General features: G+C 64.2%; 15 protein-coding genes and 1 pseudogene. 9 read left to right on the top strand and 7 right to left on the bottom strand.

Annotation, left to right across the window (positions count from 1 at the left end; translation table 11 throughout):
- Positions 1 to 7: 7 nt before the first annotated feature.
- Positions 8 to 700, bottom strand: coding sequence for an RES family NAD+ phosphorylase (locus ACY8GK_RS04995; protein WP_462402477.1), 693 nt, complete (start codon positions 698 to 700; stop codon positions 8 to 10).
- Positions 694 to 1,095, bottom strand: a complete 402-nt coding sequence (locus ACY8GK_RS04990; protein WP_230375317.1) for an antitoxin Xre-like helix-turn-helix domain-containing protein — start codon at positions 1,093 to 1,095, stop codon at positions 694 to 696. Before ACY8GK_RS04990 ends, ACY8GK_RS04995 begins: the two co-directional genes overlap by 7 nt.
- 213 nt (positions 1,096 to 1,308) lie before the next feature.
- Here ACY8GK_RS04990 and mexE point away from each other — a divergent pair, with 213 nt between their 5' ends.
- The 5 genes from mexE to ACY8GK_RS04965 all read left to right on the top strand — a co-directional run bounded on the left by mexE (position 1,309) and on the right by ACY8GK_RS04965 (position 9,317).
- Positions 1,309 to 2,550 (top strand): multidrug efflux RND transporter periplasmic adaptor subunit MexE, encoded by a 1,242-nt coding sequence (gene mexE / locus ACY8GK_RS04985; RefSeq protein WP_196174797.1) that lies wholly within the window; start codon positions 1,309 to 1,311, stop codon positions 2,548 to 2,550.
- A 12-nt stretch (positions 2,551 to 2,562) separates the two neighbouring features.
- Complete coding sequence (locus ACY8GK_RS04980; RefSeq protein ID WP_196174798.1) at positions 2,563 to 5,742, top strand: efflux RND transporter permease subunit; 3,180 nt, start codon at positions 2,563 to 2,565, stop codon at positions 5,740 to 5,742.
- Positions 5,739 to 7,127 carry an efflux transporter outer membrane subunit gene (locus ACY8GK_RS04975; RefSeq protein ID WP_462402476.1) on the top strand — a complete coding sequence of 463 codons (1,389 nt, stop codon included), beginning with the start codon at positions 5,739 to 5,741 and terminating at the stop codon, positions 7,125 to 7,127. Before ACY8GK_RS04980 ends, ACY8GK_RS04975 begins: the two co-directional genes overlap by 4 nt.
- 170 nt (positions 7,128 to 7,297) lie before the next feature.
- Positions 7,298 to 8,353: a tetratricopeptide repeat protein gene (locus ACY8GK_RS04970; RefSeq protein WP_462402475.1), complete on the top strand. Its 1,056-nt coding sequence runs from the start codon at positions 7,298 to 7,300 to the stop codon at positions 8,351 to 8,353.
- Between the two features lie 163 nt (positions 8,354 to 8,516).
- On the top strand, positions 8,517 to 9,317 hold the full coding sequence (locus tag ACY8GK_RS04965) for a CSS-motif domain-containing protein (RefSeq protein ID WP_462402474.1): 801 nt from the start codon (positions 8,517 to 8,519) through the stop codon (positions 9,315 to 9,317).
- A gap of 19 nt (positions 9,318 to 9,336) precedes the next feature.
- On the opposite strand, the gene hppD is transcribed toward ACY8GK_RS04965, so the two are convergent.
- On the bottom strand, positions 9,337 to 10,413 hold the full coding sequence (hppD, locus tag ACY8GK_RS04960; RefSeq protein WP_462402473.1) for a 4-hydroxyphenylpyruvate dioxygenase: 1,077 nt from the start codon (positions 10,411 to 10,413) through the stop codon (positions 9,337 to 9,339).
- Between the two features lie 296 nt (positions 10,414 to 10,709).
- Between hppD and ACY8GK_RS04955 the strand changes: the two are divergent.
- A pseudogene (locus ACY8GK_RS04955) lies at positions 10,710 to 12,294 on the top strand (EAL domain-containing protein).
- A 32-nt stretch (positions 12,295 to 12,326) separates the two neighbouring features.
- Positions 12,327 to 13,214, top strand: coding sequence for an EamA family transporter RarD (gene rarD, locus ACY8GK_RS04950; RefSeq protein ID WP_196174804.1), 888 nt, complete (start codon positions 12,327 to 12,329; stop codon positions 13,212 to 13,214).
- 109 nt (positions 13,215 to 13,323) lie between these two features.
- Here the strand turns inward: rarD and ACY8GK_RS04945 are convergent, their stop codons facing one another.
- Both ACY8GK_RS04945 and ACY8GK_RS04940 read right to left on the bottom strand, forming a co-directional pair.
- A complete protein-coding gene (locus ACY8GK_RS04945) occupies positions 13,324 to 14,052 on the bottom strand; it encodes an SDR family oxidoreductase (protein ID WP_196174947.1) in 729 nt (242 codons plus the stop codon).
- A 172-nt stretch (positions 14,053 to 14,224) separates the two neighbouring features.
- Positions 14,225 to 15,256, bottom strand: a complete 1,032-nt coding sequence (locus tag ACY8GK_RS04940; RefSeq protein WP_462402472.1) for a LacI family DNA-binding transcriptional regulator — start codon at positions 15,254 to 15,256, stop codon at positions 14,225 to 14,227.
- 223 nt (positions 15,257 to 15,479) lie between these two features.
- Between ACY8GK_RS04940 and ACY8GK_RS04935 the strand changes: the two genes are divergently transcribed.
- Together ACY8GK_RS04935 and ACY8GK_RS04930 are read left to right on the top strand one after the other, a co-directional pair.
- On the top strand, positions 15,480 to 15,647 hold the full coding sequence (locus tag ACY8GK_RS04935) for a hypothetical protein (protein WP_462402471.1): 168 nt from the start codon (positions 15,480 to 15,482) through the stop codon (positions 15,645 to 15,647).
- Positions 15,625 to 17,166 (top strand): FGGY-family carbohydrate kinase, encoded by a 1,542-nt coding sequence (locus ACY8GK_RS04930; protein WP_462402470.1) that lies wholly within the window; start codon positions 15,625 to 15,627, stop codon positions 17,164 to 17,166. Before ACY8GK_RS04935 ends, ACY8GK_RS04930 begins: the two co-directional genes overlap by 23 nt.
- An 83-nt stretch (positions 17,167 to 17,249) precedes the next feature.
- Here ACY8GK_RS04930 and ACY8GK_RS04925 read toward each other — a convergent pair whose 3' ends face one another.
- Together ACY8GK_RS04925 and ACY8GK_RS04920 are read right to left on the bottom strand one after the other, a co-directional pair.
- Positions 17,250 to 18,821: a TerC family protein gene (locus tag ACY8GK_RS04925; RefSeq protein ID WP_196174805.1), complete on the bottom strand. Its 1,572-nt coding sequence runs from the start codon at positions 18,819 to 18,821 to the stop codon at positions 17,250 to 17,252.
- Positions 18,822 to 19,230: 409 nt separating this feature from the next.
- Positions 19,231 to 19,785: a helix-turn-helix transcriptional regulator gene (locus ACY8GK_RS04920; protein WP_462402469.1), complete on the bottom strand. Its 555-nt coding sequence runs from the start codon at positions 19,783 to 19,785 to the stop codon at positions 19,231 to 19,233.
- Positions 19,786 to 20,026: the final 241 nt, after the last annotated feature.

The raw sequence follows: 20,026 nt of genomic DNA, 5'->3' as shown, positions 1-20,026 counted from the left end.
CCGCTGCTCAGGCAATGGAAAGTCGGTTGACGCTGGTGATGCAGCCGTTCCAGATCATTTCGTAATGCGCGCACTGGATGATCGAGGCGACCGGTCGCGGGGTGAACAAGCCCCAGCAGGTCTGCCCTGGCCGCCGCACCGAGCGGTAGCGCAGGCCCGGCACGCCGGCGAGCTTGAGCGCGCGTCCCAGCGCGCGGGCCGGCGCGTAGTCGTCGGCCAGGTAGATCGGATGGTCGGAAGGCAAGTGGGTGGCATCGCGCAGGTCGGCTTCGCTGAAGCTGCAGCGCAAGCCACGAAACACGAAGCGCTCGAACCCCAGGCCCTCGACCCTGGCCCAGTAAAGCTGCTGGTGATGTCGCACCTCGGCGAGCGCGGTTTCCAGCGTGTCCGCCAGGTACAGCACGCCATGACTGCCATCGCCAAAGCGCGAACCGGCCGGATTGACATGGGTGAACGGCGCGACGGCGTAGGCACAGCCAGGGATACCGAACGGGATGGCAGCCAAGGGGATCAGCTCAAGTCGCCCTACCTGGTTGAGCAGTCGCGGATTGGTCAGCGCCTGGATCTGGTAGAGCGTCTCGAATTCCGTGGCATCGGCGACATCATCGAACAGCTCGATGGGCGGGAACTTGGAGTTGACCAGCCGGTAGGCCTGGACCTGCTCGCCAGGCAGGCTCGGCAGGTCCTCGGGCCTTACCACTGGGCGCCTCGCAACGAGTCGATGTGCCGAAAGGTCTCGTAGAGCGAGACCATGTCGCCCTGGGCCATGATGTCCAGCGGCTTGCGCCCGTTGAAGAAGGCATTGTGGTTGGCCAGGCCGGGGAAGCCATAGAGGTTCTGCGGGTTGTCGAATAGCGTCCGCAGGGCGGCATGGATATTGAGCACCAGGCTGATGCGCTGCATCTGGTCGGTGTCGAGGCTGACGCTCCAAGGGCCAGCCTGCCGGGCGCGGGTATAGGTGCTGCGGGAAATACGCAGGATACCGCAGGCTTGCTCGCTGGAGGCGTTCCACTTTTCCAGGATGCGCAGCGCCGCACGCAGGCCGACCGCGCCTTGGTTCCTGTTGGTGGCCTGTGTTTGCTGAACTGTCGACATGATGTTTTCGCCTGATCCAGAGATGCAAAATATAGAGGTTTGCTTCTGTGGACGCAAATCGGGCAGCGTGTCCTGCGCCTTTCATGTCTGGGAGGCATGATTACCTGAGTATTCATCATTGCCGTCGATAATAACCTTCGGCTGTTTCGATTCGTTCCGGCCCCACGGCCCGCGCAGAATTCGCCCATTCTACCGACACTGGCGATTCTTCCCATGGAACACTCACTCACCCCTTTGCGTTACCCACTCGCCGCACTGGCCGTGGCGACGCTCGTCGCCTGCGGTCGTGCGCCCGAGGTAGCCCAGGCGCCCATCGCGCCGAAAGTCAGCGTGGCCAAGGTGATCGAACAGCCGATCAACGAATGGGACGAATTCACCGGGCGCCTGGAGGCACCGGAAACCGTCGAGGTGCGCCCACGGGTATCGGGGCAGATCGATCGCGTGGCATTCACCGAAGGTGCCCAGGTCAAGCAGGGCGACCTGCTGTTCCAGATCGACCCGCGACCTTTCCAGGCCGAAGTCCGCCGGCTCGAGGCGCAATTGCAGCAAGCCCGTGCCTCGGCCACCCGCAGCGAAAACGAAGCCCGTCGCGGCGAGCGCCTGCGCAGCAGCAACGCGATCTCCGCGGAGCTGGCCGAATCGCGCAGCAGTGCCGCCGCCGAGGCCCGTGCCGCCGTGGCAGCGATCCAGGCCCAGCTGGACCTGGCGCGGCTGAACCTGAGCTTCACCCGGGTCACCGCGCCGATCAGCGGCCGGGCCAGTCGAGCCCAGTTCACCGCCGGCAACATCGTCACTGCCGATGTCACGCCGCTGACCAGCGTGGTATCGACCGACAAGGTGTATGCCTATTTCGACGCCGACGAACGCGTCTACCTCAAGTACGCCCAGCTGGCTCGCGATGGCCAGCGCGGCCAGTCCACCCCGGTGTACCTGGGCCTGTCCAACGAAAGCGGCAACCCGCACCTGGGGCGGATGAACTTCGTCGACAACCAGGTCAATCCGCGCACCGGCACGATCCGCGGCCGCGCCGTCTTCGACAACCGCGACGGGCAGTTCACCCCGGGCCTTTACGCGCGCCTGAAGCTGGTCGGCAGCGCCACCTATTCAGCGGTGCTGATCAACGACGAAGCGGTCGGCACCGATCTCGGCAAGAAATTCGTACTGGTCATGGACAAGGACAACAAGGCCGCCTACCGGCCCGTGGAACTGGGGCCCAAGCTCGAGGGGCTGAGGATCGTGCGCAGCGGCCTGCACAAGGATGACCGTATCGTGGTCAAGGGGCTGCAGCGGGTACGTCCCGGCGCCACCGTCACCCCTCAGGACACGCCGATGGCCAGCCAGGCCACGCTCGCCGCCCTGGCTCGCCAGCGCCAGGCCCTGCAGGCCGCCAACCCGGATCCGGCCAGCGCCGGCAGCGCCGTGAAACTCGCCAGTGCCCAGGCACCACGCGGTTAAGGGACCTTACCGATGAACTTTTCCAGATTCTTCATCACCCGGCCGATCTTCGCCGCCGTGCTTTCCCTGGTGCTGCTGATCGCCGGCAGCATCGCGCTGTTCAAGCTGCCGATCAGCGAATACCCCGAGGTGGTGCCGCCGACCGTGGTGGTGCGCGCCAACTTCCCCGGGGCCAACCCCAAGGTGATCGGCGAAACCGTCGCCGCGCCGCTGGAGCAGGCCATCACCGGGGTCGAGAACATGCTCTACATGTCCTCCCAGTCGACCGCCGATGGCAAGCTGACCCTGACCATCACCTTCGCCCTGGGCACCGACCTGGACAACGCCCAGGTCCAGGTGCAGAACCGGGTGACCCGCACCCAGCCCAAGCTGCCCGAGGAAGTCACGCGCATCGGCATCACCGTCGACAAGGCCTCGCCTGACCTGACCATGGTCGTGCACCTGACGTCCCCGGACAACCGCTACGACATGCTCTACCTGTCCAACTACGCCATCCTCAACATCAAGGACGAACTGGCCCGGCTCGGCGGCGTCGGAGACGTGCAGCTGTTCGGCATGGGCGACTATTCCCTGCGCGTCTGGCTCGACCCGAACAAGACCGCATCGCGCAACCTCACCGCCAGCGATGTGGTAGCGGCGATCCGCGAGCAGAACCGCCAGGTCGCCGCCGGCCAGCTCGGCGCGCCGCCCGCGCCTGGCTCGGCCAGCTTCCAGCTGTCGATCAATACCCAAGGCCGCCTGGTCAGCGAGGAAGAGTTCGAGAACATCATCATCCGCGCCGGCAGCGACGGCGAAATCACCCGCCTGAAGGATATCGCCCGGGTCGAGCTCGGCTCGAGCCAGTATGCCCTGCGCTCGCTGCTGAACAACCAGCCGGCCGTGGCGATACCGATCTTCCAGCGCCCCGGCTCCAACGCCATCGAGATTTCCGACCAGGTGCGGGCGAAGATGGCCGAGCTGAAGAAGGACTTCCCCGAAGGCATGGACTACAGCATCGTCTATGACCCGACGGTGTTCGTGCGCGGCTCCATCGAAGCGGTCGTGCATACCCTGTTCGAGGCGCTGGTGCTGGTGGTCCTGGTGGTGATCCTGTTCCTGCAGACCTGGCGCGCCTCGATCATTCCACTGATGGCCGTGCCGGTTTCGCTGATCGGCACCTTCGCGGTCATGCACCTGTTCGGCTTCTCGCTCAACGCCCTGTCGCTGTTCGGCCTGGTCCTGGCCATCGGTATCGTCGTCGACGACGCCATCGTCGTGGTGGAGAACGTCGAGCGCAACATCGGCCTTGGCCTGGCGCCGCTGGAGGCGACCCAGAAGGCCATGGGCGAAGTCACCGGGCCGATCATCGCCACCGCCCTGGTGCTGTGCGCGGTATTCGTGCCGGCAGCGTTCATCTCCGGGCTGACCGGACAGTTCTACAAGCAGTTCGCCTTGACCATCGCGATTTCCACGGTGATTTCGGCGTTCAATTCCCTGACCCTCTCGCCAGCGCTGGCCGCGGTGCTGCTCAAGGACCATCATGCGCCCAAGGACCGTTTCTCGCGCCTGCTCGAACGGCTGCTCGGCGGCTGGCTGTTCGGGCCGTTCAACCGCTTCTTCGAGCGCGCCAGCCATCGCTACGTGGGCGGCGTGCGCCGGGTGATCCGCTCCAGCACGGTCGCCCTGTTCGTCTATGCCGGCCTGATGGGCCTGACCTACCTGGGCTTTTCCTCGACCCCGACAGGCTTCGTCCCGGCCCAGGACAAGCAGTACCTGGTCGCGTTCGCGCAGCTGCCGGATGCCGCCAGCCTCGACCGCACCGAGGCGGTGATCAAGCGCATGAGCGAGATCGCCCTCAAGCAACCCGGCGTGGCCGACTCGGTCGCCTTCCCCGGCTTGTCGATCAATGGCTTCACCAACAGCCCCAACAGCGGCATCGTCTTCACCCCGCTCAAGCCTTTCGACCAGCGCAAGGATCCCAGCCAGTCGGCGCAAGCCATCGCGGCCGCGCTCAATGCCCAGTTCGCCGACATCGAGGATGCCTACATCGCGATCTTCCCGCCGCCCCCGGTGCAAGGGCTGGGCACCATCGGTGGCTTCCGCGTGCAGATCGAGGACCGTGGCAATCTCGGTTACGAGGCGCTGTATCAGGAAACCCAGAACATCATCGCCAAGAGCCAGCAGGTCCCGGAACTGGCGGGGCTGTTCACCAGCTATCAGGTGAACGTGCCGCAAGTCGACGCTGCCATCGACCGGGAGAAGGCCAAGACCCACGGCGTGGCGATCGACGATATCTTCGATACCCTGCAGATCTATCTCGGTTCGTTGTACACCAATGACTTCAACCGTTTCGGCCGCACCTACCAGGTCAACGTCCAGGCCGAGCAGCAGTTCCGTCTCGATGCCGAACAGATCGGCCAGCTGAAGGTGCGCAACGACCGTGGCGAGATGATCCCGCTGGCGACGTTCCTCAAGGTCAGCGACACTGCAGGGCCCGACCGAGTGATGCACTACAACGGCTTCATCACCGCCGAGATCAACGGCGCCGCCGCGCCGGGCTACAGCTCCGGCCAGGCCGAGGCGGCCATGGAGCGGCTTCTGGACAGCGAGCTGCCCAACGGCATGACCTACGAGTGGACCGAGCTGACCTACCAGCAGATCCTGGCAGGCAACACGGCCCTGCTGGTCTTCCCGCTGTGCGTGCTGCTGGCTTTCCTGGTCCTGGCGGCCCAGTACGAAAGCTGGAGCCTGCCGCTGGCAGTGATCCTGATCGTGCCAATGACGCTGCTGTCGGCGATCACCGGGGTGATCCTGTCGGGTAGCGACAACAACATCTTTACCCAGATCGGCCTGATCGTGCTGGTGGGCCTGGCCTGCAAGAACGCGATCCTCATCGTCGAGTTCGCCAAGGACAAGCAAGCCGAAGGCCTCGATCCGCTGGCCGCGGTGCTCGAAGCCTGCCGCTTGCGCCTGCGGCCGATCCTGATGACCTCGATCGCCTTCATCATGGGCGTGGTGCCACTGGTGTTCTCTTCCGGCGCCGGCGCGGAAATGCGCCATGCCATGGGCGTGGCGGTGTTCTCGGGGATGATCGGCGTGACGCTGTTCGGGTTGTTCCTGACACCCGTGTTCTTCTTCCTGATCCGCCGCTTCGTCGAGCGTCGGCAGGCACTTCGGGCCGAGCGTGCGCCCCTGCTGGAGAAACAGGCATGAATGCACTCAAGCCCCTGGCCCCGAGCCTGCTCGCCCTGGCCCTGGCCGCCTGCGCGGTGGGTCCGGACTACCAGCCACCGGTCAACGAGCCGGCGCGTCTGGAGACTGTCGGCGCCAGTGCCGCCGATTTCGACCGCAGCCGCTTCCAGAGTGCCTGGTGGCGACAGTTCGACGACCCAGTCCTCGACCAGTTGGTCACTGCTTCGCTGGCGGGCAACCGCGATCTGCGCGTGGCTTTCGCACGACTGAAAGCGGCTCGGGCCATCCGCGAGGACGTGGCCAACGACCCGTTGCCGACCGTCACCAGCCGGGCCAGCAGCGACATCGGCAAGGGCCAGATCCCAGGTCAGACCGACCAGCGGGTCGACAGCGAGCGTTACGACCTGGGCCTGGACATGGCCTGGGAGCTGGACCTGTTCGGTCGCATCCAGCGCCAGCTACAAGCCAGTCAGGCCCGCGAGGAGGCGGCGCAGGCCGACTTGCAGCAGTTGCAAGTCAGCCTGATCGCCGAACTGGTGGATGCCTATGGCCAATTGCGTGGTGCCCAGCTGCGCGAGCGAATCGCCAGGGCCAACCTCAAGACTCAGCAGGATTCGCGCTCGATCACCGAAACCCTGCGTGATGCTGGGGTCGGCAACGAGCTCGACGTGGTACGCGCCGACGCGCGCCTGGCCGCGGTCGAGGCCAGCGTGCCTCAGCTGCAGGCCGAGCAGGTGCGCGCCCGCAATCGGATCGCGACCTTGCTTGGCCAGCGCCCGGAAGCCTTGAGCGTCGATCTGTCGCCCCGGCAGTTGCCGGCGATCGCCAAGGCCCTGCGGATTGGCGATCCAGGCGAGCTGCTGCGTCGCCGTCCGGACATACGCAGTGCCGAGCGTCAGCTGGCGGCGGCGACCGCCGAGGTAGGTGTCGCCACCGCCGACCTGTTCCCGCGCGTGAGCCTCAGCGGCTTTCTCGGCTTCACTGCCGCGCGGGGTTCCCAGCTCGGTGCTTCGGCGGCCACTGCCTGGTCCGTGGGACCAAGCCTGACCTGGGCGGCATTCGACCTCGGCAGCGTGCGCGCCCGGCTGCGTGGCGCCAAGGCCAACGCCGAAGGCGCCTTGGCCAACTACGAGCAACAGGTCCTGCTGGCGCTGGAGGAGTCGGCCAACGCCTTCAGCGACTATGCCAAGCGTCAGCAGCGCCTGATGGCACTGCTGCGCCAGAGCGAAGCCAGCCGCAAGGCCGCGGACCTGGCATCGATCCGCTACCGCGAAGGCACCGTGGACTATTTGGTCCTGCTCGATGCCGAGCGCGAGCGCCTGGCTGCCGAGGATGCCCAGGCACTCGGCGAAGTGGAGGTGTATCGGGGGGTCGTCGCCCTCTACAAGGCGCTCGGGGGGAGCTGAAGAGCAAGCTGCAAGCGAAGCGGGCCCTCTGGCGTCTGCAAATTCCCTGCAAAACATGGACTTTTGCATCTGGTGATTTCGCTACGCAACTGCTTGGCGCTTGAAGCTTGCGGCTTGCGGCGCGGTCCCGAAGACTGCAAGCTTCGGACTCCAACGCCATGGAAAGCCCGATGCACAAGCGCCGCCGTGTCCTGATCGCCATCCTGCTCCTGATTCTCGTCCCGGGCGTGATCGGCTACCTGTGGCGGGACAAGGCGCCGCAGGCGCCAAAGCTGCCGCCGCACAGCTATGCCAAGGCATTGCGCCAGGCTCACGATGGGCTGCCAGGCGCGGCGCGGCTGCTGTACCAGCAGCTGCAGCGCCAGGACCTGCCTGGGGAGCGTCGGGTGGCACTGCATGGGCAATTGCCCAATTATCCTTCGCCACTGGCCCTGAAACTGGCGCGCCAGGACCTGGAGCATCCTGACCCGCAAGTGCGCCGCGCCGCGATCGGCAGCATCCGCCGCTTGCTATCCGACGCACAGCGTAGCCTGGTGCTGGGGCCGATGCTCGAAGATGGCCAGCAGAGCGTACGCTTTGCCGCCGCCGATGCCTTGCTGGGGCTGGACCCGGATGCGGTAGGTTTGTATTACCGCCCTCTGCAAGAGGTGCTTGACCAATACCAGGCGGCCCTGGCGCACCGGCCTGACGATGCCGCGGCGCAGCTTCACCTGGCGCGCCTGTACCTGCACGAGCGCGCCTTCGCGCCGGCCACGGCTGCCTTGCAGCGCAGCCTGGCCATTGCTCCGGATGCGCTGCCAGCGTTGGCCCTGCAGGTTCGCCTGCTCGAAGCGCAGGAGCGGCATGACGACTCGCGGCAGGTCCTGGCCAAGGCATTGGCCTTGCGCCCGGACTCGGCCTTCCTGCAATACGAGCTGGGTCGCTGGCTGGTCCGTCACGACCAGGTGGAATATGCACTGCTGGCCTATTCGCGCGCGGTCGAGCTGGAGCCGGATAACGGCGACTATCGCTACGCCCTGGCGACCATTCTGCATCGCCTGGAACAACTGGAGCCTGCGCAGAAGCAGCTGGAGACCCTGGTCGGCCAGCAGCCGGCCAATCGTCGCGCCAGGGCGCTGCTCATCGACTACTGGAAGGAAACCGGACAACTGCAGAAGGTCCAGGTGCTGCTCGCCGAGCTGGAGCAGCAGAACCCCGACGATCCGCTGGTCCAGCAGGGGCTCTAGCAGTTCGTTCAGGACAAACCGTCGGTTAAAAGTCCGACTGCATGCTCGGCAAACGCCTTGCCTCGACGCCACTTCGGCCTACAGTGCCTGCCGTCGCGCCTGCCTAAGCTTTCAGCACCCGATCGCAGCCCCCGTGGCGAAACCCAAGCGAGCAGCCGATACCATGTTCAGATTATCCCAAGCCGGGCGCAGCCTGCTTGACCTGTTGCTGGCCACCGCCATTGGCTTCATGCCGATCGTCTGCGGGCTGGTGGTGATGTTCCTGCAGTTCGAGCGCAAGCTCGAAGAGCATGTCACGGTGACCCTGCGCGAAGCCATCTATGTCGTCGACAGGCTCATCGATGGCTTGCACGACGTCAGCGTCCGGAACGTGCACCTGGCCGACCTGGAATGCGACCAGGCCGTAAGCCAGCTCAATATGGCGGTCCTTGGTAATCCCGCGGTTCGCTCGCTGGTCCTGCTGCGCGGTGGCACCGCCTACTGCAGCACGATCCAAGGTGAAACCAGCCAGCCAACGGACCTGGCCGACACCCAGGGACGCCGCCTGAGCCTGGTCTTCGATTCCGCTTCGTCCCCGGGGCTGCCCGTTCTGGCCTACCGCCTCGATGGCGGCGAGCACGACGTGCTGGTCACGGCCTATGGCCAGGTACTGAGAAGCGAACTGCTAGGGTTCCAGAGCGACTTGACCGTGGCTCTACGCTTCGGCGAGGCGATGATCTGGTCGACTGGCAGCAATGAGTCGGGCATGCAGCCGCCCTTGGCGGAAAAACGGGCCAGTCAGCGTTCCACCAAGTACGACTATGCCGTAGAGGTCGGCTACCCGACTGGCTACATGAAGCAGGAGATTCGTGCGGCCATTCCGTCCATCCTACCGTCGCTGGTCCTGATCGGCCTGCTGACCGCCGGGGTCTCGTTCTGGAGCATCATCCGCAAGCGCCGCATGCCGGCCGGTACCCGGGCCTGAGCCCAGGCCCGGCCGCCTGTCAGCCGACGTCGAGCACACCGCGCCGAACCTGGTCCCGCTCGATGGATTCGAACAGCGCCTTGAAGTTGCCCTCACCGAAACCATCGTCACCCTTGCGCTGGATGAATTCGAAGAACACCGGGCCGAGCAGGGTTTCGGAGAAGATTTGCAGCAACAGCCGCCGGTCACCCGAATCGGCCGCGCCATCGAGCAGGATGCCACGCGCCTGCAACTCGCCAACCGGCTCGCCATGCCCAGGCAGGCGCTCCTCGAGCATTTCGTAGTAGGTCGAGGGCGGTGCGGTCATGAAGCGCATGCCCAACGCCTTCAGCGCATCCCAGGTGGCGATCAGGTCATCGGTCAGGAAGGCAACGTGCTGGATGCCCTCGCCGTTGAACTGCATGAGAAACTCCTCGATCTGCCCGGCGCCCTTGGACGACTCCTCGTTCAGCGGGATGCGGATCATGCCGTCGGGCGCGGTCATTGCCCTGGAGGTCAGCCCGGTGTATTCGCCCTTGATGTCGAAGTAGCGGATTTCGCGGAAATTGAACAGCTTCTCGTAGAAGCCCGCCCAGTAGGCCATGCGTCCACGGTAGACGTTGTGCGTGAGGTGGTCGATGAGCTTGAGCCCCGCCCCGGCAGGATGCCGGTCCACGCCGTCCAGGTAGTTGAAGTCTATGTCATAGATGGAACTGCCCTCCTCGAAACGATCGATCAGGTACAGCGGAGCGCCGCCGATGCCCTTGATCGCCGGCAGGCGCAGTTCCATCGGCCCGGTTTCGATTTCCACCGGCTGGGCCCCCAGCTCCAGGGCACGAGCATAGGCCTGGTGTGCATTGCGCACGCGGAAAGCGAGGCCGCAGACCGAAGGGCCGTGTTCGGCGGCAAAGTACGAAGCGATGCTTTTCGGCTCGTTGTTGAGTATCAGGTTGATGTCTCCCTGACGGTACAGGTGCACATCCTTGGAACGGTGCGTGGCGACCTTGGTGAAGCCGAGGGCTTCGAAGACCGGCTCCAGGACACCGGGCGTGGGCGAAGCGAACTCGATGAACTCGAAGCCGGCCAGCCCCATGGGGTTTTCGAAGAGATCTGTCATGTTCATGTCCTCATCAGCAGCATGGGTGAAACCTTGTTCAGCTAGCATGCAACGGATGAGGAGAAGGCGGCGCGCACGGGATGCCTCGCACGCTACGAGAAAGGAAATCACCGAAGATCAGCTTGAACCCATGGCATGTCATGCACTTGCTCTCGGCGTGTCGATTCTCGAAAGCGAGAACCTTGTTGTTTTAATCGTAATCGGATTCTACAACGCGTAAACAGCTTTGTCGCCTGCTCGATCGTGCCGAAACGATTATCATCGCAACCCTGGTACCAGCAAAGGTGATCCTCAGTATGCCCCTGACGACGCGACATCCTGGCCGCTGGAGCTGGCGGGCCCTGCTGCCTTGGGGCGTCGGCGTGCTGCCCTTGCTCTGCGGCGGCCTGGTCGTGCACTGGCAGGTTCAGGCGGATCTGCGTGCCAGCAGCCAGGCTACGGCCGCCCAGCTCGTCAACCAGGTGGATCACATGCTCGACGCGTTGGCCGCGGCGGCCAGGACCGTGTTGCCATTGGCCGGCAAACCCTGCCGGGACATCGAGCTGATCTTGCGCCAGCAAGTCATACGCAACGCCTTCGTGCGCTCGGCCAACCTGGTCTATCAGGATCGCCTGTATTGCAGCTCGCTGCTGGGTGCCACCGACGAGCCGGTCGACCCGGCCAGTTATGCCGATGGTCGCTTGTGGCTGATGGCCGGCAACGACGTTACGCCGGGGCACGCCTTGCTGGTCTATCGGGCCCGCGAGCAGGCTCGGGGCGCACTCGTCGCGCTCGATGGGCAACACTTGCAGATCGTTCTCGGCCTGCTCGGTGGCAAGGCGCAGCTGGCCGTCCAGGTGGCTGGCCAATGGATCGACGAACAGGGTCGGGTTCACGCCGGCCAGCCACCGCAGGCGCCTTTGGCCCCGGTGCGAGTGGCCTCGTCGCGCTATCCGTTCAGCGTCGACGCCGGTTTCGCGGCCGGCATGGCGACCGAGCGCCTGTTCGATCACTACCCGTCCGTGCTGGTCCTGCTGACGGTGCTCGGCGTACTGGCCGGCGCAGCCTGTCGCTGGCAGCTTCGCCATGCCGCCTCGCCACGCGCGGAGCTGCAGCGAGCGATGCGAGCCGGGGAATTCGTGCCCTACCTGCAACCTGTGGTGCGCAACGGTGACTATGCCTGGGCCGGCGCGGAAGTGCTGATGCGCTGGCAGCACCCTCGCGAAGGGCTGGTGCGTCCCGACCTGTTCATTCCCTATGCCGAGCACACCGGACAGATCCTGCCCATGACCCGGCAGCTGATGCAGCGCACCGCCGAGGCACTGGCACCCCATGCCGCACTGTTGGGAGAGGGATTCCACGTCAGCATAAACATCAGCGCCGACCACTGTCGCGACCTCACGCTGCTGGAGGACTGCCGGTCCTTCCTGGCGCATTTCCCGCCTGGACGCATCCGCCTGATCCTGGAACTGACCGAACGCAAGTTGCTCGAGCCCAGCCCGCTGGTCCTGGAGCTGTTCGACCGGCTGCACGGCATGGGCGTGAGCATCGCCCTGGACGACTTCGGCACCGGTCATTCGAGCCTCGCCTATCTGCGGCGATTCCAGGTGGACTACCTGAAGATTGACCAGGGCTTCGTCGGCATGATCGGCGGCGACGCCCTCTCCGTGCCCTTGCTGGACACCATCATCGAACTGTCCAGCAAGCTTGGGCTACGCATCATCGCCGAAGGGGTCGAAAGCGAACTGCAACGTGACTACCTGGCCGAGCATGGCGTCGACTTCCAGCAAGGCTACTTGTTCGCCCGGCCAATGCCGGTGCAGGCGTGGCTGCACCGACTGAACAGCGCCACCAGCGACAAGGTTGCCCCGAGGCACGTCCCTTGAGACCATGCCGAGGTGATATCCGCCCCTTTTCCCACTACCGAGGCACTCGTGTCCAAAGGCATCATTTCATCCGTCATGGCCTCTTGCCTGTTCGCCGTGATGTATTTCTATACCTCCCTCATGCAGCCGCTCGACGGCGAGGAAATATTCGCCTGGCGGACCTTGCTGACCTTGCCCTGCCTGACGTTGTTCATGGGGTTCTCCGGCGATTGGCCGCGGGTCGGGCAACTGTTGGGACGCGTTCGGCGCAAGCCTGCGCTGGCGCTGGGCATGCTGGGGACTTCGTGGCTGCTGGGCCTGCAACTTTGGCTGTTTCTCTGGGCCCCGCTGCACGGGCGCAGCCTGGAAGTGGCGATGGGCTATTTCCTCCTGCCGCTGGCCATGGTGCTGACTGGCCTTCTGGTCTACCGTGAACGGCTTTCCCGGCTGCAGAAACTGGCCGTGCTGTGCGCGGCATGTGGCGTCGGCCACGAGCTGTACCAGCACGGCAGCTTCGCCTGGGAGACCTTGGTGGTCATGGTCGGCTACCCGGTCTATTTCGTCCTTCGTCGGCGCTGTGGTACCGAACACCTCGGTGGTCTGTGGTGTGACATGTGCCTGCTGCTGCCGTGGGCAGTGTATTTCATCGTTCGCGGCCCGTTCGCCTTGGCCGAGCTGGGCAGCCACCCGGCGCTCTACGCGCTGATCCCGCTGCTTGGAGCGATCAGTGCCTCGGCCCTGATCGCCTATGTGCTGGCCAGCCGGCTCCTGCCATTCAGCCTGTTCGGCCTGCTCGGCTATGTCGAGCCGGTCCTGCTGGTCGGCGTCGCCCTGCTGCTGGGCGAAACCATCCGAGCGGACCAATGGCTGACCTACCTGCCGATCTGGGCCGCGGTACTGGTGCTGATACTCGAAGGCTTCAGGCACCTGTTGCGCCAGCGCCGGCGCGCGGCATGAAGCGCACCCGGGGCTCCCGCCACGTCGCGACCATCACCAGGCTCATGCAGCAGCCGTTGCAGGCCGGCTGATCGCCGCCCGTGGCCGGCGCGGTTCGTTCGGGGCACGCCTACATATCGAAAGCCGAAGGCAACACGATCATGTCCCGGATGGTGACATGCCGTGGACGGGTCAGGATGTACATCACGGCGTCGGCCACTTCGCCTGGCTCGATCAGGCTGCCGCTCTGCCTGGCTTTTTTCAGGTTTTCTTCGGGCCAGTCGGCAAGCAAGGCGCTGTCGACCGGGCCTGGGGACACTGCCGAAACCCGGATGCCCTGCCTGTTCACCTGGCGCCGCACGGTCTGGACGAAACAGTTGATGGCCCATTTGGAGGCCGCGTAGACGGGCTCCCATGAGACCGGGAAGTGGCCCGCCACCGAGCCGGTCACCACGATATCGCCAGTACCGCGCTGGATCATGTGGGGCAATACCGCGTGGACGTTCTTCATGACCGCGTTGACATTGAGGTTGAGCATGCGATCGATACCCGCCGGATCGGCTTCGACCAGTTCGCCGCCAATGTAGCTGCCAGCATTGGCATGCAGGATGTCGAGCTGCCCTGCCTTGTCCAGCACACCTGGCAGCAGGTTCGTGCAGCCTCGTGGATCGAGCAGATCGATGGACAAAGGCATCGCCGCTTCGCCCAGTCGTTGGCAAGCGGCCGTGAGCGCCGGTTCGTCACGGTCGATCAGCACTACCCGCGCGCCAGCGGCAATCATGGCTTCGACCGTCGCCAGCCCTATGCCTGACGCTGCGCCCGTTACAGCCGCTACCTTTCCTGCGAGTTCATTGGCCATGGAAATCTCCTTGTAGCTCTCGCCGCAGCGAGGCACTTCTTTTGTTATGGGACCATGTTGACGTTTACATTCGTGAAGAAAGATCGTCGCGGACCAATCTAGAACCGGACGCCAAAGAATGTCAACGTCTACATTGAACATGCTCGCGATACTTCTGGCATCGCAAGGAGCATCAGCAGTGCAATTCGCCTTCTACGATTTCGTCGGCCGGTCGATGATCAGGGTCGTCTATTTTCCTGAACAGCATGCTGATCGCGCTCGAGCCCAGGGTATAGGGGTCGTGGCTGATGCAAGGGATCGGATTGCCATGCAGATGGGCGTAGGGTACCTGGTCGATGCTGAACAGCTGGATGTCTTTGCGGCTCAAGCCCTGCTGGTGCAAAGCCTCGAGCGAACCCAGGGTGATCAGCATGTTGAGCCCGAATATGGCGTCTGGACGCTTGCCGCTTGCCAGATACGCCAGTACGGCTTCCCTGGCAGGTGCCTGAGTGTAGTCACCATGCAGCACATCCAGCGAGGTAGGCTCGGCGCATCCATCCAGCGCGCGGCGGATCCCTTCCAGACGGGACAGGGTGATATGGGAACGCTCGGGCCCACCGACCACCAGAAAATTCCGGTAACCTTGATCGAGGAGTGCGCGCATTCCCCGGTAGCCGCTCTCCTGGTTGTCCAGGTAGACGCCGGCGAACCCTGCGTGGGCAAGCTTGCGATCGATCTGGATCACGGGAATGTTGGCCATTTCCAGCCTGGATAGATAGCTTGGGCGGTAGTCGTCTTCATCTGAAATCACCGACAGGATGATGCCCGCGACCTGGTAGCTGAGCAGCGTCTCGACTGCCCTGGCCTCCAGATCCGCTGAGCCATCGGTGTCGAACAGCATCAGCGAATAATCCCGTTTCTTGGCTTCGCGCGTGATGGCCTTGATGGTTTCTCCATAAAACGGATTGTCCAGGCTGGCCGTGACCAACCCGAACAGTCGACTCTGTCGGTTCTTCAGACTCCGCGCGAACGCGTTGGGCACATAGTTGAGTTCCCGTGCGACCTCGAGAATCTGCGCCAGCGTTTCCTTCTTCACCTTTTCCGGCTGGTTCAGTGCACGCGAGACCGTAACGGTCGTCATGTTGACGCGCTTGGCGATGTCGGTGATGGTGGCCTTGCCTGGTGTGGTCATGAAGTGTGGGTCTTCGCTGGTGTGGGCACGCATTATCAGCCGGCTCGCGACGAGCGCGAGCCGGCCTCAAGCCTTGAACGTCACCATTGTAAAGGGAAAATCGCTGTGCTAGCGTCAAAATGAATGTACACGTTTACATACTCCATTCGCTTACTCCGGTGGCCTAGCACTGGGGAACGCGAACCAGGACGTCGTCCATCACCGGATGTCAACGTCTACATTCCTCTACGCATAACAATAATCGAAGGTAGACATCATGGACCTGCTCGCCGCCTCTGCCCTGCCGCCTGATCCACGGCGCCATCATCGCCTCACTGCCCTGCCAATGAGCTTGCATGCGCCAGCATCGCTCTGGGCAGGCATCGTCGACCATCAGGACCACTATTTCATGGAGTTGGATCATGGGCTACGTGATCGGGGTTGATATCGGTACCCAAAGCACCAAGGCACTGGTGATGTCGATCGGCGGAGCCATGCTTGCCCAGGCCTCGGTAGAGTACAAGGTCGAGCAACCGCGCCCGCTCTGGGCGCAGCAATGGCCGGGTGTCTGGCTCGAGGCGGTTTATCAGTCCGTCGCCGCAGCAGTCTCCCGCAGCCAGGTCCCTGCCGCTGAAATCCAGGCCATGTGCGTCAGCAGTTTGTACGGTGGCTCGGGCGTTGCGGTGGACCAGTCCATCGAAGCCCTGCACCCTTGTCTGATCTGGATGGACAGACGCGCCCAGGAAGAAGTCCAGTGGGTACGTCGGAATGTGGATCTGGACATGCTCAAGCGCGTGACCGGCAATGGTGTCGACAGCTACTACGGCTACACCAAGATGCTCTGGATCAAGCGAAACAAACCCGAGGTATGGGCCAAGACCCGTTACCTGTTGCCGCCCAACAGCTACGTGCACTATCACCTTACCGGCGAACTGGCGGTCGATCACAGCTCGGCTGGCAATATCGGGGGGGTCTACGACATCCAAGCGCGTACCTGGTCGATACCGTTGCTCGAAGCGCTTGGCATAGAGGCCGGATTGATGCCTCAGCGCCTGGTCGAATCCAGCGAGATCGTCGGTCGGCTGCTTCCGCCAGCCGCTCGTCGGCTCGGCCTGGCGCCCGGCACAGCGGTAGTCGCCGGCGGGGTCGACGCCGCAATGGCCACGCTCGCCGCCGGGGTGATCGAGCCTGGCAATCATGTCGCCATGATCGGCACCAGCATGTGCTGGGGCTTCGTCAACCAGCATACCGACGCCGACCATGGCCTGGTCAGCATGCCTTACGTGCACAACCCAGCCCAGGATCTCTACATCTTCGGTGGCGCCATGGCTGCTGGCGCCTCCATCAGCTGGTTCCGCGATCAGTTCTGTGCCCAGGAAAGACAGGCCGCGGCGCTACTATCGAACGTCGACGTCCATGACCTGATGGAACTCGAGGCAGCGCGGGTTCCTGCGGGTGCCGATGGCCTGGTGTTCCTGCCTTACCTGATGGGCGAACGCAGCCCGATCTGGGACGCCAAGGCGTCTGGTGCCTATGTCGGACTTTCGTTGTTCCATACCCGGGCCCATCTGTATCGGTCGGTGCTCGAAGGCCTGGCGTTTGCGCTGCGTCACAACATGGAGCGAGGCCGACAAGGCGCCGTGCGGCTCGATCCCGAGTTGATCGTGGTAGGCGGCGCTGCGGGGTCCGACCTATGGATGCAAGTCATAGCGGACGTCACGGGGTATCCGGTACTGACCATCGAGGAGCAAGTCGAAGCGCCACTGGGCGGGGCCATGCTGGCGGCGCTGGCCATCGGTGCGATCGACGACCTGGCTCAGCTTCGTGACTGGCGTACGCTGCGCACGCGTGCCCAGCCCAATCCCGTGGACCAGGCCACCTACGACCTGATGTTCGAGCAGTATTGCAGCATCTACCGGGCCTTGAGGCCCAGCATGCATGCACTGGCACGCCTGGGCCGGTAAGCGTGCCAACTGCGCGCCGAAGCCCTAGGCGAGCAACCGTGGCCGACCGCCCTACCGATCCGCACCACGCCTGCTCGCGGGCGTCAGGCGCCTACTGCTTCGGCAGCGGCACCGGGGGTGAGGCGCACCTGGCGTACCCGCCGCTCCTCCACCGCGATCACGGTCATGTTCCAACCATTGCAGACCAGGTTGTCACCGACCACGGGTAGACGGTCCAGCAGGCTCATCACCAGGCCCGCCAGGGTCTGGTAGTCCTCGGTGGCGTGGGCGCTGAAGCCGGTTCGTGCCTTCACCTGGCTGAGGTTGAGCGCGCCATTGACGAGATAGCCGTCGGCCTCCTCGACGATGCCTGGGCCCTCCACTTCGCTGGCATCGGGCAGCTCGCCGGCGATCGACTCGAGAATGTCGGTCATGGTCAGAACACCGGTGAAGTCGCCGAATTCGTTGACCACGAAGGCGATGTGCGTCGACTGGCTGCGCATCTGCTCCAGGGCATTGAGGATGCTGAACTCTTCCAGCAGGTTCAACGGTGCGTGGACCAGGTTTTCCAGATCCGGCGTGTTGCCGGCGAGCAACTCCTTGAGCAGCTCTTTCTTGTGCACGAAGCCAAGCGGTGCGTCGATTTGCCCATCGCGAATCACTGGCAGCCGTGAGTAAGGCGAATTCATCAGGGCCTGGGAGACGGCCGTACCCTCCTGACCCAGATCGATGGCATCGATTTCGGCGCGTACCGTCATGACCGTGCGAATCGGCCGCTCGGCCAGGTTCAGCACGCCGCTGATCATCACCCGTTCGCGCCGATCGAACGGCACCTGCTCGTGCGCGCCCTCGACCAGGTCGGCGATCTCCTCGCCCACCTCGTCCGCTTCCACCCGGCGCCCACCCAACAGGCGCAGCACGGCATGCGCGGTTCGCTCGCGCAAGGGCCGATGCTGCTGCACGCTGCGCTTGCGACGGGCCCGGGCCAACTGGTTGAACAGCTCGATCAGCAAGGAGAAGCCGATCGCCGCGTACAGGTAGCCTTTGGGTATATGGAACCCAAGGCCCTCGGCGGTAAGGCTCAAGCCAATCATCATCAGGAAGCCCAGGCACAGCATGATGACCGTCGGGTGATCATTGACGAAGCGGGTCAGCGGCTTGCTGGCGACGATCATGATGCCGATCGAGAAGATCACGGCGATCATCATCACCGACAGGTGCTCGACCATGCCGACCGCGGTGATCACCGCATCCAGCGAAAACACCGCGTCGAGTACCACGATCTGCGCGACGATCGGCCAGAACGCCGAATGCCGGACCGGGCCGGCGGTTTGGGCGGCGTGCCCTTCGAGTCGCTCGTGCAGCTCCATGGTGGCCTTGAACAACAGGAATACACCACCGAACAGCATGATCAGGTCACGCCCGGAGAAGCGCTTGCCCAGCAGTTCGAACAGCGGCTCGGTCAGCGTCACCATCCAGGAAATGCTTGCCAGCAGGCCCAGGCGCATGACCAGCGCAAGGCCCAGGCCGATGACCCGCGCGCGATCGCGCTGATGCGGCGGCAGCTTGTCGGCGAGGATGGCGATGAACACCAGGTTGTCGATACCGAGTACCAGTTCGAGGACGATCAGCGTGGCAAGGCCCAGCCAGGCCGTCGGGTCGGCTAGCCATTCCATGGGCGGGTACTCAGGCAGGAGGCATCAGGGCGATGCAGGGAAAGCGGCCAGGACGGCCAGGTACTGGGAGGCTCCGAGAAGCTGTTCATAAGGACCTTAGGTTTATTCGAGAGCTTGATCCTACCGCTATAGCTGAGTTTTCCTACAGCTTGAAACTGTTACAAAAAGCTGTGCGCGGGAGGTTGGCCGTCGGGGTGTAGGTAGGTGCGTGTATAGGCTCCAACGCGACGCTGAGCCGCCACGATGGGCCGCACAGCGACCCCAGACATCTTGCAGGCAGCCCATGTCCGCAGGCGCCGGCGACGCCTACGCCGCTCTGCAACGGCCACCGATGGCGCTGGAAGCACGGCCAGACCGTGGGAGCGCCCCGCAGATGACGCGCAAGCCCGGGCCGGGCGCCATCGACGATTCAGCTGGCCAACTGCCGCAGCAATTCTGCGGTCGCCTTCACGCCGTGCTTTCGTAGCAGGCTCGCACGGTGGATGTCCACCGTGCGCGGGCTGATGCCCAGCGTACGTCCGATCTGCTTGCTGGTCATGCCCTCGACCAGGCAGGCCGCCACCTCCCGCTCGCGTCCGGTCAGCTCGACCGTCTCCCCGGCCGCCCCAGGCTGCTGGCCTGGTTCGCTGAATGCCCAGACCACCAGCGCATAGGGATCGTCCGGGTCGAAGGCATGCCCACTGAGCCGGACCTGCACCTGCGTGCCATCGAGCCGGCGCATGATACGCAAGTCCTGGAAACTGGCATGGCGCGCCAGCAGCGGGCCGAAGTGGCCAGGCGCGGCGCGGAAGGCTTCGCGGTGCGGATACAGCACGGCGAACGATTCGCCCAGCAGCTGCGTGCGCTCGGCGCGAAACATGGCCAGGGCGCGCTGATTGCAGGCGACGATGATCCGCCGGCGCGCCACGATCACCGGCATCGGCAAGTGAAGGAACACCTTATCGTAAGCCAGCCCGTGGGTCATGGTCGGCGGATCTCCTTGACGGCATCGTGAGCGGACCGACACGGCCTCCCGCTTCGATCACCTAGGTGATCGCCACGCCTGGCCACGCCGGGACACGCTGCCTATGATGACACTGCGGCTGCGCCGACAGGCGCCGCGACGCGACCTGGGCCGCGACGATAACGACAAGACCGCCCGACCCCGCTTGCACATGCCTGTTACTGATCCACAGACAACAACATCACACTCATGCCGCTTCGGC

This window comes from Pseudomonas sp. Marseille-QA0332, from assembly GCF_054950175.1.
Note: the sequence above shows the minus strand (reverse complement) of the source record. Positions and strands in the feature narration are given on the sequence as shown.